This window comes from Nonlabens arenilitoris, from assembly GCF_002954765.1.
In the GTDB taxonomy this organism is placed as follows: domain Bacteria; phylum Bacteroidota; class Bacteroidia; order Flavobacteriales; family Flavobacteriaceae; genus Nonlabens; species Nonlabens arenilitoris.
On sequence record NZ_MTPW01000001.1, the window covers coordinates 603,212 to 618,064 of the forward strand.

The 14,853-nt window shown below is 34.5% G+C and carries 16 protein-coding genes; 15 read left to right on the forward strand and 1 reads right to left on the reverse strand.

Annotated elements, in window-relative coordinates:
* Positions 1–23: 23 nt before the first annotated feature.
* Positions 24–1,430, forward strand: coding sequence for an MBL fold metallo-hydrolase (locus BST92_RS02655; RefSeq protein ID WP_105070061.1), 1,407 nt, complete (start codon positions 24–26; stop codon positions 1,428–1,430).
* A gap of 55 nt (positions 1,431–1,485) precedes the next feature.
* Here the strand turns inward: BST92_RS02655 and BST92_RS02660 are convergent, their stop codons facing one another.
* The gene (locus BST92_RS02660; RefSeq protein ID WP_105070062.1) at positions 1,486–2,073 is read right to left on the reverse strand and encodes a class I SAM-dependent methyltransferase; all 588 of its coding nucleotides are present in this window, start codon (positions 2,071–2,073) and stop codon (positions 1,486–1,488) included.
* 118 nt (positions 2,074–2,191) lie between these two features.
* Between BST92_RS02660 and BST92_RS02665 the strand changes: the two genes are divergently transcribed.
* The 14 genes from BST92_RS02665 to BST92_RS02725 all read left to right on the forward strand — a co-directional run bounded on the left by BST92_RS02665 (position 2,192) and on the right by BST92_RS02725 (position 14,822).
* Positions 2,192–2,539: a rhodanese-like domain-containing protein gene (locus BST92_RS02665; RefSeq protein ID WP_105070063.1), complete on the forward strand. Its 348-nt coding sequence runs from the start codon at positions 2,192–2,194 to the stop codon at positions 2,537–2,539.
* 164 nt (positions 2,540–2,703) lie between these two features.
* A complete protein-coding gene (locus tag BST92_RS02670; protein WP_105070064.1) occupies positions 2,704–2,973 on the forward strand; it encodes a heavy-metal-associated domain-containing protein in 270 nt (89 codons plus the stop codon).
* Positions 2,973–3,341, forward strand: a complete 369-nt coding sequence (locus BST92_RS02675) for a cupin domain-containing protein (RefSeq protein ID WP_105070065.1) — start codon at positions 2,973–2,975, stop codon at positions 3,339–3,341. The genes BST92_RS02670 and BST92_RS02675 overlap by 1 nt, the downstream gene beginning before the upstream one ends.
* Positions 3,342–3,349: 8 nt before the next feature.
* Positions 3,350–4,360 (forward strand): Tll0287-like domain-containing protein, encoded by a 1,011-nt coding sequence (locus tag BST92_RS02680; RefSeq protein WP_105070066.1) that lies wholly within the window; start codon positions 3,350–3,352, stop codon positions 4,358–4,360.
* A 189-nt stretch (positions 4,361–4,549) separates the two neighbouring features.
* On the forward strand, positions 4,550–5,812 hold the full coding sequence (locus BST92_RS02685) for an NAD(P)/FAD-dependent oxidoreductase (RefSeq protein WP_105070067.1): 1,263 nt from the start codon (positions 4,550–4,552) through the stop codon (positions 5,810–5,812).
* Positions 5,813–5,865: 53 nt separating this feature from the next.
* Positions 5,866–6,336 carry a methyltransferase family protein gene (locus tag BST92_RS02690; protein WP_042288681.1) on the forward strand — a complete coding sequence of 157 codons (471 nt, stop codon included), beginning with the start codon at positions 5,866–5,868 and terminating at the stop codon, positions 6,334–6,336.
* A 90-nt stretch (positions 6,337–6,426) separates the two neighbouring features.
* Positions 6,427–7,092 (forward strand): peroxiredoxin, encoded by a 666-nt coding sequence (locus BST92_RS02695; RefSeq protein WP_105070068.1) that lies wholly within the window; start codon positions 6,427–6,429, stop codon positions 7,090–7,092.
* Positions 7,093–7,155: 63 nt separating this feature from the next.
* Positions 7,156–8,484, forward strand: a complete 1,329-nt coding sequence (locus tag BST92_RS02700; protein ID WP_105070069.1) for an MBL fold metallo-hydrolase — start codon at positions 7,156–7,158, stop codon at positions 8,482–8,484.
* Positions 8,485–8,490: 6 nt separating this feature from the next.
* Positions 8,491–8,964, forward strand: coding sequence for a Dps family protein (locus BST92_RS02705; RefSeq protein ID WP_105070070.1), 474 nt, complete (start codon positions 8,491–8,493; stop codon positions 8,962–8,964).
* Positions 8,965–9,219: 255 nt separating this feature from the next.
* Positions 9,220–10,575, forward strand: a complete 1,356-nt coding sequence (locus BST92_RS02710) for a cytochrome ubiquinol oxidase subunit I (protein ID WP_105070071.1) — start codon at positions 9,220–9,222, stop codon at positions 10,573–10,575.
* Between the two features lie 9 nt (positions 10,576–10,584).
* A complete protein-coding gene (gene cydB / locus BST92_RS02715) occupies positions 10,585–11,622 on the forward strand; it encodes a cytochrome d ubiquinol oxidase subunit II (RefSeq protein ID WP_105070072.1) in 1,038 nt (345 codons plus the stop codon).
* A gap of 155 nt (positions 11,623–11,777) precedes the next feature.
* Complete coding sequence (locus tag BST92_RS02720; RefSeq protein ID WP_105070073.1) at positions 11,778–13,235, forward strand: NAD(P)/FAD-dependent oxidoreductase; 1,458 nt, start codon at positions 11,778–11,780, stop codon at positions 13,233–13,235.
* 12 nt (positions 13,236–13,247) lie between these two features.
* Positions 13,248–13,385: a hypothetical protein gene (locus tag BST92_RS14965; protein WP_170061696.1), complete on the forward strand. Its 138-nt coding sequence runs from the start codon at positions 13,248–13,250 to the stop codon at positions 13,383–13,385.
* Positions 13,386–13,511: 126 nt separating this feature from the next.
* Positions 13,512–14,822: a TolC family protein gene (locus BST92_RS02725; protein WP_105070074.1), complete on the forward strand. Its 1,311-nt coding sequence runs from the start codon at positions 13,512–13,514 to the stop codon at positions 14,820–14,822.
* Positions 14,823–14,853: the final 31 nt, after the last annotated feature.

The following is a 14,853-nucleotide window of genomic DNA, read 5'->3' on the forward strand; positions in this document are numbered from 1 at the left end:
TTTAAATCAGAAATAATATCATTATGAAAGTAGAACAAATTTATACGGGATGCATCGCTCACGCTGCATATTACATAGAAAGTAATGGTGAAGCTGCAGTATTTGATCCATTAAGAGAAGTGAATCCATACATCGAAAGAGCAGAAAAGGATAATGCAAAAATTAAATATGTTTTTGAAACACATTTCCATGCCGATTTTGTAAGCGGTCACCTTGACCTACGTGAACGAACTGGAGCACAAATCGTTTTTGGACCTACGGCAAAACCTGGCTATGACGCTTTGATTGCAAAAGACGAACAGGTTTTTGAGTTAGGTGATTATAAAATAAAAGTAATCCATACTCCTGGTCACACTATGGAAAGTACTACCTATTTATTAATCGATCAAGATGGTAAAGAACACGGTATTATCACAGGAGATACTTTATTTATCGGAGATGTAGGACGTCCTGATCTAGCTCAGCATGTTGTAGAAGATCTTACAGAAGACAAACTAGCTGGTTACTTGTACGATTCGCTGCGTAACAAAATTTTACCTTTAAGTGATGATTTAATTGTGTACCCTAATCATGGCGCTGGATCAGCATGTGGTAAAATGATGAGTAAGGAAACTACAGATACTTTAGGGAACCAGAAGAAAACCAATTATGCATTGCAGGAAATGAGCAAAGAAGAGTTTAAAAAAGCACTTCTTACTGGTCTCACACCACCACCAGGTTATTTCCCTCAAAATGTAATGATGAACATTAAAGGTTATGAAAGTTTAGACACCGTTATGGATAGGGCTACAAAAGCTCTTTCTCCAGCAGCATTTGAAGCTGCAGCAAATGAAACTGGAGCCATTATACTAGATGTAAGATCTCAAGAAGAATTTGCAGACGGTCATATCCCTAGATCCATATTTGTAGGTTTAGATGGTAATTTTGCACAATGGGTAGGATCGCTAATTGCAGATGTCAAACAACCATTACTACTCATCACCACAAAAGGTCGAGAAAAAGAAACTCTAACAAGACTTTCCCGAGTAGGCTTTGACCAAACAATTGGCTATTTAAAAGGCGGATTTGACGCATGGAAACAAGCCGCTATGGAATATGATAAAGTTACCTCAATAACGGTAAAACAATTTGAAGAAGAGCAATATGTGCGTCACCTACCTGTTTTTGATGTACGTAAAGAAAGTGAGTTTTTATCAGAACATGTCGTGGACGCTCACAATACTCCACTAGATTACATTAATGATCACCTAGCATCATTTCCAGAAAACACTTTTTTCATTCACTGCGCTGGTGGTTATAGAAGCATGATTGCAGCATCGATATTAAAAAGTCGAGGCATACATAATTTAATAAATGTAGAAGGTGGATTTAACGCTATTAAAGAAACTGATATCGAGGTTACTAACTATGTCTGTCCATCGACACTTTAGTAAGATATCAAATTATGGTTAGTTGGTTGAAAGCGGCAAGAAATTGCCGCTTTTTTTATTTACTAAACAGTAGTGTAGTCATTGCTCTTTCATCTTGTACATTAGTAGTTTTTACTGGCTCTAATAAGTTAAGATCAAATTCTAATATTAATTGATCTATACGTTCTCTGGTTAAATAATAAGTCCCTATTTGTCCATTTTCCTTAAATCGTACTATTGGAGCATTACCATCTAGCCCGATGTTTGAGGCCATTCTAATGAGTAAAGTTCCATCAGACTTTAGCACCCGTATTAATTCGGCAAACATGGCTGTAAATTGTTTTTCACTATTGGCAAAATGTAAAACAGCACAACATATAATGTGATCAAAACTACTATCCATATACGGTAGTTCATCTAGGCTTGAATTTATAAAATTAGCTTTACTCTTTGGGTATTTCGCTTTCGCGAAAGCGAGAAAATCAGAGTCTACATCATTACCATAGATCGCAAAATCATTGTCATAGAACCATTTTAAATTTCTTCCTTTACCACAACCTGCGTCTAATATAGATTGGTTAGATAGATAACGATTTTTTAAAATCTGATCGATAATATAGATGTCGACGCCACCTATTAAATTGTGTAATTGCTCCAAATTCATAATTATAAAATTACAATTTCTTTCTCTTAGAATTATATCTTACTTCTGTAACATAGGTTACTTTATTCAATGAGATATGTACATACTTTTATAGTGAAAACAGATTAAAAAACATCATATGTCATTCTTAAGTAGCCTTTTTGGCACAAAATCATCGTCTGATCAAATAAAGAAATTATCTCCTGCAGATTTTAAGCAAGCAATTCAAGGTATAAATAAAGCAAAACAACTTATAGATGTAAGAACACCTAGCGAATTTAAGAGTGGTCACATTAAAGGTGCCGTTAATATTGACTTTTTTAACACGTCTAAATTTATGGATGCGTTACAAAAATATGATAGAGAAAAGGCTATCTATTTATACTGTCGTTCTGGTAATCGCAGCGGCAATGCCGCTAGAAAACTAGAAAGTCTAGGTTTTAAAGAAATCTATGACTTACAAGGTGGTTATATGAATTGGAGATAGAAAAGGCTATATATTATATTAAAAACGGGAAGTCATTGGACTTCCCGTTTTAATTTTAATGAAAACAGTCCTTAAAATAACTTATAAAACATCTGTCTTCTGTGACTTAGGTTACCTATGATCATCTTATAAAACCTTAACTTTCTTATAATAAAACAAACATTATGAAAACATCGATTATAGTCCAGAATTTAAAATGTGGTGGATGTGCAAACACTATTACATCAAAGATTACAGCATTAGACAACATCACAGATGTGACTGTAGATACAGGCACCTCTACAGTATCGTTTTACGCGCTTTCTGCAAGTGATGCTCTGGTAGCAAAGGAAAAATTAAAATCCATAGGTTACCCATCAATAGAAGAAGACAATAACACTTTTACAAAAGCAAAGTCAATTGTAAGCTGTGCCACTGGTAAAATAACATCATAATGAAAAGTTTAATTTTAATTCTTCTTGCATTAATGACATTAACCAGTTGTAGTCAAGAATCTAAAAATATAAAAATGTCAGGATCCAATCTAGCCAGTCAAATTGAATATGCTGATAAGGTTAAAAATAAAGTGGTTTTTGAAGGTGAGAAATACAAAATGATTCTTTTTGCAATGAGAAGCGATCAATTATTAAAACCTCATACTTCACCTGTAGACGCACCTCTTTTAATGATTGAAGGTAGTGCAAAAGTGACTATAGGTAATAAAGAACAAATTGTCGTTGCTGGCGATATGATTACTTTACCTAAGAATATTTTACATGGTGTATATCCTCAAACAGATTGTAAATTTTTACTTTCTAAATAATTCCTGCGATGAAAAATGTCATTTTTAAAGTCCTTAGCTTACTTCTACTGGTTTTAGTTAGCAGTTGTAGTGATAGTAAAAAATCCACGTACAATAGTCAAAAAGATGTGGACATGAGTAGCGATTATACAGCTATAAATCATCCTGGTAAAAAACTATTAGAAAATCAGTGTTATGTATGTCACAATCCTAGCACTAATCACAATGATCGCATCGCACCACCTATGGTTGCTGTTAAATCACATTATTTAAATGATGATATCTCAAATAAAGAATTTGCTGATGCTATCTGGAATTTTGTAGAAAAACCAACAGAAAAAAAATCTAAAATGAGAGGTGCCGTGAAACGTTTTAACCTAATGCCTTATCAAGTATTTAAGGAAGAAGACATAAGGCTTATTGCTGATTATATGTATGAATTTAAAATCGATGAACCAGAATGGTTCAAAAAACATATAGAAGAAGAAAGTAAAGGCAAGGTAAAATACCGCAATGATGGTGCAAAATTAAACGACACATTAATCAGTAATTATCAAACACCTGAAGAGAAAGGTCTACAATATGCCTTAAGCACAAAAAAAGAATTGGGTAAAAACTTAATGGGAACCATTCAAAAAAAAGGAACTAAAGAGGCTGTGACATTTTGTAATGTAAAAGCCTATCCTATTACAGATAGCATGGCAATAGCTCAAAACGCAAGAATCAAGAGAGTTAGTGATCGTCCTCGCAATAGTAATAATCAAGCCAATAAAAAAGAGTTAGCAATTATTGAACAATTCAAAAAGTCAATAGCCAGTAATAAAGATTACAAACCAGTAACAGAATTAATTGACGGTGTAAATCATTTTTATTATCCTATCACTACAAACTCTATGTGCTTGCAATGTCATGGTGAACCCAATAAAGATATCAATGCAGATGTTTACGCTACCATATCACAATTATACCCAACCGACAAGGCAGTTGGTTACGATGTCAATCAGGTTAGAGGTATATGGAGTATTACATTCAATAATTAATTACCGCTTTAAAAAACCTTTCCCTTTTTATTTAAAAAAAGAGCAGATCAATAAATCTGCTCTTTTCTATTTAAATGCAATTCAACCAGCTATTAAGCAGTCATTGATACTAAAACAATCTTAAGTAACAATAGTTACAAAACTGACATTTTGTAAATCCTACATTTAAAGACACCAATAACTAACAATATGTCAACACATTTTCAAGTCCTAATAATCGGCGGTGGTACCGCCGGAATTATGACAGCAGCTCAACTTTTAAAGAAAAACCAATCGATAAGCATTGGAATTATAGAGCCTGCTGAAACGCATTACTACCAACCTGCCTGGACGCTTGTAGGTGGTGGAACTTATGACTTTAAAAAGACAGGAAGACCCATGGCTAGCCTTATCCCTTCAGGAGTAAACTGGATTAAAGATTATGCAACAGCTTTTAATACGGAAAATAATTTTGTAAAAACCAAAACATCTGGTCATATAAAATATGACTATCTAGTTGTAGCTCCAGGATTAGTAATGGCACCAGAAATGATTGAAGGGCTTCCTGAAGCTTTAGAAAAAGGTGTCGCCTGTAGTAACTATACCGATCCTGAACATACATGGAATTGTATTAAAAACTTTAAAGGCGGTAATGCCCTATTTACTCAACCTATAACACCTATAAAATGTGGTGGTGCTCCTCAGAAAATAGCCTATCTCGCAGCCGATTATTTTAGAAAAAACAATCTGTCTAACAAATCAAATGTCATTTTTGCTACACCTGGCAGTGTCATTTTTGGTGTAAAGCCTATACGAGAAACTTTAATGAAAGTTATAGGTAGGTATGGAATGCATTTTAAACCATACTATGCTCCTATTAAAATTGATGCCGATCATAAAGTAGTTTATTTTAAGCATACAGCACCTGAAGAAAACATGTGTGTGATTAATGAAGATAATGAATTAGGAGAAACTGCTACAGGTGATGAAATTATTAAAATTCCATTTGAATTACTACATATTGCTCCTCCACAAACGGCACCCAAATTCATACGTGAATCCAGCTTGGTTAACGATGCAGGATGGCTAGATGTAGACCACCATTCTTTACAGCATAATTCTCATGCAAATATCTTCGGATTAGGAGATGTCGCGGGCTTACCAACCGCAAAAACCGGCGCTGCCATTAGAAAACAAGTTCCTGTGGTGGTGGATAATATTATTAAGTTAATGACTACACAAATGAAAGGTGATTTAAGTTATAATGGTTATTCCTCTTGCCCACTAGTTACCGGATATGGTAAAATGACGCTGGCAGAGTTTGATTATGAAGGTAACTTTACTCCTGATCCTAAATTAAAACGAATGTTTGTTTTTAATAGTGAAAAAGAGCACTGGCGTCTATGGATGTTCAAAAAATTTGGACTACCCTATCTATATTGGAATAAAATGATGAAAGGAAAAGAAGTTTAAAATCAACAATAAAAAGAGGTTATATCATTTAACCTCTTTTTTCAATTCATATGATGAGTAAGCTTTCCTTTAAAGATTATGTGCTGGTAGCATTGCAAGGCCTTCTATTTATATTCTATATAATTGATATAGAAATACTACCCATAAAATTATCTAAAACTATTAGTTTATTAGGTTTTCTAACTGCTATTGTAGGCGTTATAACTCTGGCGATAGCCCTTTTACAACTCAACAATAATCTATCACCTTTTCCTACACCTAAGACTGGCTCGCAATTAATTACCGTTGGACTTTATAAATATATAAGACATCCTATATACACAGGTATTCTATTTCTGTTTTATGGATATGCCTTTTATAATGAGTCCGTATATAAGTTTTTACTAGCTTCTTTATTATTCGTTTTATTTCAAGTAAAAACTAGCTATGAAGAAAAGAAATTGATTCAAAAATTTAGTCTGTACAAGAACTATAAATTAAAGACAGGTAAATTCTTACCTAAAATATTAGTTAAAAAAAGTTAAATAGAGAGCTTTGTAACCTAGGTTACCTACCTAACAATAATGATAGCTTAAATTTATCATGTGAAACAAAAACAATAAATTTATACTATTATGGAAAACTCAAATGTAACACCAGAACAAATAATTTCAATGCCTAGAATTGGTGATACAGCACCAGATTTTAATGCAGTAACTACTAAAGGAAACATCAAAATGTCTGATTTTGCAAAGGACAAATGGATTGTCATGTTTTCTCACCCAGCAGATTTTACTCCAGTTTGCACCACTGAAATGAGTGGCTTTGCAGAGAGAAAAGCAGAATTTGATGCGCTTAATACAGAATTATTAGGCTTAAGTATCGATAGCATTCACGCACACCTAGGTTGGGTTCAAAATGTAAGAGAAAACACAGGAGTTTACTTTGACTTCCCGATCATAGCAGATATAGACATGAAGGTTTCAAAACTTTATGGAATGCTACAACCTAATGAAAGTGAAACAGCAGCAGTTAGAGCAGTATTCTTCATTGATCCTTCAAAAAAAATAAGACTTATCATGTATTATCCACTTAACGTTGGTCGTAATATGGATGAAATTTTAAGAGCCTTAGATGCGTTACAGATGTCTGATAAGCACAAAGCAGCAATGCCATTAGACTGGAAAAGAGGTGATCAAGCCATCTGTCCACCGCCTAAATCATTAGATGCATTAAATGCAAGACTAGCAGATGATTCTGTTGAAAAAATCACTTGGTATCTTGCAAAAAAAGATATTTAAATCAAATAAATAAGGACTTTATTTATCTTTAATAAAGTCCTTAAATAAATTAAAAATACAGCTATGAACATTAAACAATTTGAATACAAACCGTTAGCACATTACTCCTATGCGATAGTTAGTAATGGCGAGATGGCTATTGTTGATCCAGAACGTGATCCTAGTCAGTATTACGCTTTCGCGAAAGCAAACAACGCTACCATCAAAGCAGTCATAGAAACACATCCTCATGCAGATTTTGTAAGCTCACATCTAGAGCTGCACAAAGAAACAGGTGCTACTATCTATAATAGTGAAAAGCTAGGTGCAGACTATCCGCATCAATCATTTGACGATGGTGATCATATTACGATAGGCGATATAACTCTTAAAGCAATCAACACGCCAGGACACTCACCAGACAGTATTACAATCGTTGCCACAGATGGTGATGATACAGCTTTGTTTACAGGTGACACTTTATTTATAGGCGATGTAGGTCGTCCAGATTTGCGTGAAAAAGCCGGTAATATGCAAGCAAAACGAGAAGAGCTTGCGGGAATGATGTATGATACCGTAACTACTAAGTTTACTGATTTGCCAGATGATGCTGTAGTTTATCCAGCACACGGTGCAGGATCCTTATGTGGCAAAAATTTAAGCGATGCAGCGAGTAGTACATTAGGAGATGAACGCAGAGATAATTGGGCTTTTAAAACGCAGTCTAAAGAAGACTTTATGTCAACTATACTGGATGGACAACCTTTCATTCCATCTTATTTTGGGTATGATGTTGATATTAATAAAACAGGTGCAGACAGTTTAGAACCATCCATATCTGAAATACCGTTTGAAGAAAATGCAAGTGCTACTGGACTTATAGTAGATATGCGAGATGAAGCAGCTTTTAAAAAAGGCCATCTTAAAGGTAGTTTTAATATTCAGGCCGTTTCTGAAAATGCCAAATTTGAAACTTGGTTAGGTTCCATAGTCACTCCAGAAGATACATTTACTCTTGTGATTGATACTGAAGAAAATAAAGATGCGTTGTTGCATCGAGTGGCAAAAATCGGATATGAAAAATTACTTACTAAAGTAATCACCCTTGCTCAGGAAAACCTAGAACAAACACCTTCACTAGATCTAGCCGATTTCAAAGAAAATCCAGATAATTATACCATAGTAGATATACGTAATACCAGCGAGGTAGAAGAAGAAAAGTTTTTTGAAAATGCCTTACCTCATCCATTAAATGAATTGAGAGATACAGCAAGCGAGATCCCAACCGATAAACCTATCGTTGTACATTGCGCAGGTGGTTATCGCAGCGCTGCAGGAAGTAGCATTTTACAGAAAAAACTAGCAAGTGCCACCGTGTATGATTTAAGTGATAACATAGAACAATTTAAATAATATATTATGAAAAAGATGAACAACATAGGACTAGATATTAATGCATCTCAAAACACAGCAGTAGAGCTTAATGATCTTCTTGCAAACTATCAAATGTTCTATATGAACTTAAGAGGTTTTCACTGGAACATTAAAGGAAAAAAATTCTTTGAACTACATCTTAAATTTGAAGAACTTTATAACGATGCCTTAATCAAGGTTGATGAAATTGCAGAGCGTGTTCTAACCTTAAGCGCGACACCTTTACATACTTTTAATTCATACTTAGATGCATCAGAGATAAAATCTGCAGAAAACGTAACAGATGGTGAAATTGCTATTAACAGTATACTTGAATCCTTAAAAATTCTTTTAAGCAAAGAAAGAGCCATTTTATCTATTGCCGGCGATGCAAACGATGAAGGAACGGTAGCGCTTATGAGTGATTACATAGTGCAACAAGAGAAACTGGTATGGATGCTGTCTGCTTACCAAGACTAATAACCCAATTTTTAATATTTATAAAGCCCTTTTGTTTTCTACATAAGGGCTTTATAATTTATACACTTTAAAAATCATGACTTTCAAAATCTCAGAAAATCTTTTTCCCAAATACAACCGTTACAACTAGGTAAAATGGTTGATATCATTGCTTTCGCGAAAGCGTAATTTTAAAAATTATAAGCTTTTAAGTGACTATTGTAACATAACAAAATAAGCCTAGAACCTATTTTTGTAAGACAAAATTATATCATGATGGATACAGAAATTCTAGCCCGTATACAATTTGCCTTTACCATTGCCTTTCACTATATCTATCCACCACTTAGTATTGGATTAGGTCTAATTATGGTGTTTATGGAAGGAATGTATTTAAAAACTGGAAATAAACAATATGAGATTCTTACACGTTTTTGGTTAAAGATTTTTGCAATCACCTTTGGGATAGGTGTTGCAACTGGTATCATCATGGAATTTGAGTTCGGGACTAACTGGGCTGTATATTCTAGATATGTAGGAGATATTTTTGGAAGCGCTCTAGCTGCCGAAGGTTTGTTTGCTTTTGGGTTAGAAAGTGCCTTTTTAGGAATACTCCTTTTTGGCTGGAATCGAGTATCTCCTCGAGTGCATTTCATTTCTACCATAGGTGTATTTCTGGGATCTATGTTTTCTGCAGTCTGGATTGTTGTTGCAAATAGCTGGCAACAAACGCCAGCTGGTTATCATATTGTAGGTGAAGGTTTTGATGCGAGAGCAGAAGTTACTGATTTCTGGGCAATGGTTTTTAATCCATCTAGTGTAGATAGAATCATTCACGTGTGGCAAGGAGCCTTTCTTGCTGGAGCATTTTTAGTTTTGAGTGTCCACGCTTATTATTTATTAAAAGGTCGATACATAGAAATTTCTAAAAAAGCTTTTAAAATCGCTCTAGGGCTAGCTACAATTATTTCTCTCACTCAACTTATTTCTGGACACAGCTCTGCAGATGGTGTTGCCGTTAATCAACCAGCAAAACTGGCTGCTATGGAAGGACATTATGAAAAATCAGCTCCGGCAGATTTGTATCTTTTCGGTTGGGTAGATGATGAGACTCAAGAGGTCACTGGTATCAAATTACCTGGTGGATTATCCTTTCTAGTACATCAAGATTTTGAAGAGCCTATTACTGGTTTAAACGCTTTTCCTAAAGATGAACGTCCTGGACAGGTAAATGCAGTATTCCAGTTTTATCATATCATGATTTCTATAGGCATGTTTCTTATAGGTCTCACGCTCTATGCAAGTTTTCTATGGTGGCGTGGCACCTTATTTGAGAAAAAATGGTTGCTTAAAATATTTGCATTCTCTGTGCTTCTTCCACAAATCGCTAATCAGGTAGGCTGGTTTGCAGCTGAGATGGGTAGGCAACCATGGATTGTCTATGGTCACTTAAGAACTGATGAAGGTTTCTCTCAAGAAGTTTCTTCTAATCAAATACTGTTTTCGCTCATCTTATTTCTAATAGTGTACGCGATCTTATTTTTACTCTTTATCTATTTTGTAAATAAAAAGATCAAGCACGGTCCTTATGATGAGGCACAAAATCCTAATGAATTTTTAAAATACGTTTAAAAGAATACTATGGAATATTTTTTAGGGATCGATTATCCCACACTTTGGTTTTTAGTAGTAGGCTTATTGTTTTCAGGTTATGCCATTTTAGAAGGCTTTGATTATGGTGCTGGTATGTGGCATTTATTTTTTAGAAAAGACTTAAGCAGGCGCATTGCCATCAATGCTATAGGTCCATTATGGGATGCAAATCAGGTATGGTTTATCATAGGTGCAGGTGCTTTATTTGCAGGTTTCCCAGTGATGTATGCGACCATGTTATCTGCAATGTATATTCCATTTATGCTGTTTTTATTATTGCTGGTTCTAAGATCATCTGCCATTAAATTTAGAAGTTCTGAAGAGATGAAATGGTGGCGCACCACTTGGGACATCATCTATTTTATATCCAATACATTAATCGCATTTTTATTAGGAGTCGTTTTAGGTAATGTTTTACAAGGTTTTGAAATAGGAGAAAACTATACTTATAAAGGTGGTATTTTCTTTGCTTTTCTAAGTCCTTATGCTATCATGGCTGGATTTACAACCTTATCATTATTTATGACCCAAGGTGCTATTTTCTTATTGCTTAAAACAGAAGGCAGACTACACAGCAGATTAACTTTTTTACTTAAAAAAGGGATGATTTTCTTTATCACTAGTTTTGCAGTAACCTCGTTATACACACTGATATTCTTACCAGGTGTGACTGATCGATTTAAGGAACAACCATTATTTTTTGCACTTCCTATATTAGCATTTCTAGCAGTGGCAAATGTGCCTCGATTGGTCTCTAAGAAAAAATATTTTCAAGCATTGATCTTTTCTTCTTTAACGATGGCCTTTTTATTAATGTTAGTAGCTTTTCAACTATATCCAGTATTATTACCATCAACGATAGATCCGGCTTTTAGCGTTACAATATACAATGCAGCATCTTCTCAAAAATCATTAGGAATCATGCTTACTATGGTAGTCGTAGGAGCTCCACTTCTTGCTGGATACCTTATCTTTTTATATAAAACATTTAATGGTAAAGTTCAATTAGACGATACCAGTTACTAGTCATAAAGTGTTATAATTACGCTTTCGCGAAAGCGAGATAAATCAACAAAAAGCCACCCATTAAAGGTGGTTTTTTTGATTAATAATCAGTTGCGTAACACAGGTTACAGTATTCACATTACAAGGCGATTACCTTTGATACAAAGCCTTAAAAAATGTCAAAAATAGTCATACTAGGAGCAGGGATTTCTGGACACGTTGCGGCATCGCATTTACGTAGAAAACTGTCTAAAGAGCATGAAGTAGTCGTGGTCTCACCTAATAGTAATTATCAATGGATACCATCTAATATATGGGTAGGAATAGGAAGAATGAAATCAAAAGAAATCTTATTTCCGCTTGCACCATTATACCGCAAAAAAAACATCACTTTTTTACAAGCCAAAGCAGTCTCCTTTCATCCGGAAGGAGATATTGAAGAAGTTAAACCCTATGTATTATCTGAATATGTGGTAGGAGAAAAAAAAGGCACTCAAGAAAAAGTAACTTATGATTATTTAATAAATGCCACAGGTCCTAAACTTAACTTTGAAGCTACAGATGGATTAATTCCTGGATCAAATAAAACTTATTCTGTTTGTACCTATGGTCATGCAGATCATGCCTGGCATGGATTAAATGAGCTGATTCAAGACATGAAAAAGGGTAAAAAAGCAAAGATCCTGATAGGTACTGGACATGCTAAAGCCACTTGTCAAGGCGCTGCATTTGAATACATTTTAAATGTAGAGCAAGAATTGCGCAAGCATAAAGTGCGTGACATGGCAGAAGTTACTTGGATTTCAAACGAATATCAACTAGGTGATTTTGGTATGGATGGTATGTTACTATCCTATGGCGGTATGACGATGAAGTCTAGTGAGATGGTAGAAATGATTTTTGAAGACCGTGATATTAAATGGATTCTAGGTGCTGGTGTAGATAAAATTGAAGATGGAGTTGCACATTATGAGAATCTGGATGGTGAATATAAAACCGAATCTTATGATTTTGCGATGCTTATCCCAGCCTTTTCAGGTCATGGTTTTAAGGCATTTGATAAAGATAATCAGGACATCACAAATAAACTTTTTAAAGGCTTTATGATTGTTGATGCAGACTATACATCAAAAACTTATGAAGAATGGTCTGTACAGGACTGGCCAGAGACTTATCAAAATCCTTATTATAAAAATATTTTTGCACCTGGTATTGCTTTTGCTCCACCACATGCCATCTCAAAACCGCGTAAAAGTAAAAATGGCACAGACATATCACCAGCACCACCACGTACCGGTATGCCATCTGGTATCACCGCAAAATTAGTAGCAGATAATATTATTGATTCCATAAAAAATGGGAAAGAATCATTAGATCATAAAGGTAGTTTAGGAAATATGGGTGCTGCTTGTATAGCATCTGCCGGATATGGTCTTACACAAGGTAGTGGTGTAAGTATTACCACCTACCCTATTGTACCTGATTATCATAAATATCCTAAAACACAAGGCCGACAATTGGGTAAAACCTTTGGAGAAATAGGACTTGCTGGTCACTGGCTCAAACTAGCATTACATTATGCATTTATTTACAAGGCAAAAATGAAACCTTTCTGGTGGTTAATTCCAGAATAAAAAATAGAACTCATGACAGAAAGAATATCAAAATCTCAAAGATTTAAGATGATGAATCCCATCATTCAGTTTTTTAAATTTATCTATCTCAGTATTAAAATTATGATTGTAGTAGCAGGCGGACATGGAGGAACACGTGAGGTAAAATAACAATCATAACAATTTATTGAAAGCCATCTATTAATAGATGGCTTTTTAAATTAAATAAGGTTGAGTAACATAGGTTACTCTACTCAGGAAAATAGAGGACTAAATTTGCTTTACTAATCTCTTGTAATGAAGAAAATCTTATTATTTATAACCTTTAGCATTGCGATATTAACGCAAGCGACAGCACAGCAAACTACTCTAATTTCAAAAGAAGAAGTTGCTGAAAAAGTGGTTAAAAACAACAATTCTATAAAAATATCTGAGCAAGAGTTTCTAGAAGCAAAAGCAGATTTTGATCAGACTAAAGCTGTTTTCTTGCCTAATATAACCGCAAGTCATACCGGTATTATTACCACTAATCCATTAATGGCCTTTGGTTCTAAATTAAATCAAGGAATCTTAACTCAAAACGACTTCAATCCAGATCTACTCAATAATCCAGATCAGGTTCAAAATTTTGCTACTATAATTGAAGTACAACAACCCTTAATTAATATAGATGGTTTGTACCAACGTAAAGCTGCAAGAGCCTCAATGGAAGCTGTTTTACTTAAAAAACAGCGCACAGAAGAATATCTATCCTTTGAAGTAGAAAACGCTTACATGCAATTACAACTAGCATACAAAGGAATTGCGGTGCTAGAAAAAGTTCAAAAAGCAGCTCAAGAAAATTTAAAACTAGCACAAAACAGATTAAAGCAAGGATACCTGCAACGTGCAGATGTATTAAACGTAGAAGTAAGACTTACAGAAGTTCAAAACCAATTACAAACTGCGCGTAGTAACGTGCAAAATGCGTCAGATTATCTTTCTTATTTAATGGATGACGATGGTTATACCATATACCAGCCTAGTGATAGCTTAACGATTAAAAACATCACTATAAAGGACAATAACTTTTCTGAAAACAGATCAGATATTAAAGCCATGCAGCTTGCTACTACTGCTTATGAAGCAGCAAACAAGGCAGACAAGATGGCTTTTCTACCTAGACTTAATGCATTTGGATCTTATGAGTTGTATGATGAAAATCTATTTCAAGCAAGTGCAAATGGATATGTGGTAGGTGCACAATTGAGCTGGGATCTTTTTAAAGGTTCTCAACGTATCGGTCAGGCAAATAAAAGTAAAGCTACTTTAGAAAAGTCAAAACTTGAATATGAGCAATATGTTTCAAAATCAAAATTAGAAATTAATAAAGCGCAGCGCATGCTTAATGATGCCGAAAATAAATTACAACTAGCACAACTAGCACTAGATCAATCTAAAGAATCATTACGCATACGTACCAATAGGTTTAAAGAAGGTCTTGAAAAAACATCAGATCTATTAAATGCCGAAACGCAATTTGCTCAAAAACAACTAGAATATTATCAAACGGTTTTTGAACTTAATTATGCTCAGGCGTATATCAACTTTTTAACTAAGTCAGAATAATAAACCCATTTAATAAAAGAGGCTAAGCTTT

What these genes read in the sequence shown, in the direction of transcription:
- BST92_RS02655 (WP_105070061.1), top strand. Translation starts at nt 24, where the DNA reads ATGAAAGTAGAACAAATTTATACGGGATGCATCGCTCACGCTGCATAT.
- BST92_RS02660 (WP_105070062.1), bottom strand. Translation starts at nt 2,073, where the DNA reads ATGAATTTGGAGCAATTACACAATTTAATAGGTGGCGTCGACATCTAT.
- BST92_RS02665 (WP_105070063.1), top strand. Translation starts at nt 2,192, where the DNA reads ATGTCATTCTTAAGTAGCCTTTTTGGCACAAAATCATCGTCTGATCAA.
- BST92_RS02670 (WP_105070064.1), top strand. Translation starts at nt 2,704, where the DNA reads ATGAAAACATCGATTATAGTCCAGAATTTAAAATGTGGTGGATGTGCA.
- BST92_RS02675 (WP_105070065.1), top strand. Translation starts at nt 2,973, where the DNA reads ATGAAAAGTTTAATTTTAATTCTTCTTGCATTAATGACATTAACCAGT.
- BST92_RS02680 (WP_105070066.1), top strand. Translation starts at nt 3,350, where the DNA reads ATGAAAAATGTCATTTTTAAAGTCCTTAGCTTACTTCTACTGGTTTTA.
- BST92_RS02685 (WP_105070067.1), top strand. Translation starts at nt 4,550, where the DNA reads ATGTCAACACATTTTCAAGTCCTAATAATCGGCGGTGGTACCGCCGGA.
- BST92_RS02690 (WP_042288681.1), top strand. Translation starts at nt 5,866, where the DNA reads ATGAGTAAGCTTTCCTTTAAAGATTATGTGCTGGTAGCATTGCAAGGC.
- BST92_RS02695 (WP_105070068.1), top strand. Translation starts at nt 6,427, where the DNA reads ATGGAAAACTCAAATGTAACACCAGAACAAATAATTTCAATGCCTAGA.
- BST92_RS02700 (WP_105070069.1), top strand. Translation starts at nt 7,156, where the DNA reads ATGAACATTAAACAATTTGAATACAAACCGTTAGCACATTACTCCTAT.
- BST92_RS02705 (WP_105070070.1), top strand. Translation starts at nt 8,491, where the DNA reads ATGAAAAAGATGAACAACATAGGACTAGATATTAATGCATCTCAAAAC.
- BST92_RS02710 (WP_105070071.1), top strand. Translation starts at nt 9,220, where the DNA reads ATGGATACAGAAATTCTAGCCCGTATACAATTTGCCTTTACCATTGCC.
- cydB (WP_105070072.1), top strand. Translation starts at nt 10,585, where the DNA reads ATGGAATATTTTTTAGGGATCGATTATCCCACACTTTGGTTTTTAGTA.
- BST92_RS02720 (WP_105070073.1), top strand. Translation starts at nt 11,778, where the DNA reads ATGTCAAAAATAGTCATACTAGGAGCAGGGATTTCTGGACACGTTGCG.
- BST92_RS14965 (WP_170061696.1), top strand. Translation starts at nt 13,248, where the DNA reads ATGACAGAAAGAATATCAAAATCTCAAAGATTTAAGATGATGAATCCC.
- BST92_RS02725 (WP_105070074.1), top strand. Translation starts at nt 13,512, where the DNA reads ATGAAGAAAATCTTATTATTTATAACCTTTAGCATTGCGATATTAACG.